The following is a 1,179-nucleotide window of genomic DNA, read 5'->3' as shown; positions in this document are numbered from 1 at the left end:
GGCATGAGGCACATTGTGCCGCCGATTCACCACACCGCGCCCCTTCAACAATGCGCAACCCCGGCTCGCACGCCCCGGCGCGGGGGGCGGGCCGCCGTCCGGGGTTCCCCCGCCGGTGGCCCGGGGGTCATCACGACGCAACCCGCCCCGGGCGATGGGGCGTCTATGCTCGAAGCATGTCCCCCGCGACATCGGACCGACAGCCGCTCGCCGCACCCGCGACCGCCCCCGACCCGCGGGCCGCGGCCTTCTTCGACCTGGACAACACCGTCATGCAGGGGGCCGCCCTCTTCCACTTCGGGCGGGGCCTGTACAAGCGGAAGTTCTTCCGCAAGCGGGAGTTGGCCCGCTTCGCCTGGCAACAGCTGTGGTTCCGGACCGTGGGCTCCGAGAACGCCGGCCACATGGCCGACGTCCGGGACAACGCCCTGTCCATCGTGCGCGGCCACCGGGTCTCCGAGCTGATGGAGATCGGCGAGGAGATCTACGACGAGTACCTCGTCAAACGCATCTGGCCGGGCACCCGGGCACTGGCCGGAGCCCACCTGGAGGCCGGCGAACGGGTCTGGCTGGTGACCGCCGCCCCCGTGGACATGGCCGGGATCATCGCCCGCCGCCTCGGTTTCACCGGCGCCCTGGGCACGGTGACCGAGTCGATCGACGGCGTCTACACCGGCCGGCTGGTCGGCGAGCCCCTGCACGGCCCGGCCAAGGCGGTCGCCGTGCGCGCGCTCGCCGGCGCCGAGGGCCTGGACCTGACCCGTTGCGCGGCCTACAGCGACTCGGCCAACGACCTGCCGATGCTCTCCCTGGTGGGCCGGCCGCACGCGATCAACCCCGACGGCCGGCTGCGGGCACACGCCCGGGAGCACGGCTGGCTGCTGCGGGACTACCGCACCGGTCGCAAGGCGGTGCGAGTGGGCGTGCCCGCCGTGGCGGGAGCCGGTGCCGTCGCGGGCGGCGCCCTCGTCGCGCTGGCCAACCGTCGCCGCCGGGCCTGACCCGCACCCCGGCGAGTCCCTCCCGGGCGCCTCTCCCCGGGTCTCCCCCGGACGGTCCGCCGTCGACCGCGAACCGCGCGTGCGTTCGCGGGGGACGGGGACCGGCGACGGGTCCACCCGCCGCCCCACCGGTGCCCTCCGGCACCCGGATCGCGGTGATCACCGATGTGCTTCCGGG

Annotated in this window: 1 protein-coding gene; it reads left to right on the top strand. The window is 74.8% G+C overall.

Features of this window, described 5'->3' with window-relative positions; genetic code table 11:
- Positions 1 to 176 precede the first annotated feature (176 nt).
- Complete coding sequence (locus FNQ90_RS23990) at positions 177 to 1,001, top strand: HAD family hydrolase (RefSeq protein WP_143624637.1); 825 nt, start codon at positions 177 to 179, stop codon at positions 999 to 1,001.
- Positions 1,002 to 1,179 lie beyond the last annotated feature (178 nt).

This window comes from Streptomyces alkaliphilus, assembly GCF_014141535.1.
Classification (GTDB): Bacteria; Actinomycetota; Actinomycetes; order Streptomycetales; family Streptomycetaceae; genus Streptomyces; species Streptomyces alkaliphilus.
The sequence above is the reverse complement of the archived record's forward strand: the minus strand, read 5'-3'. Positions and strand labels throughout refer to the sequence as shown.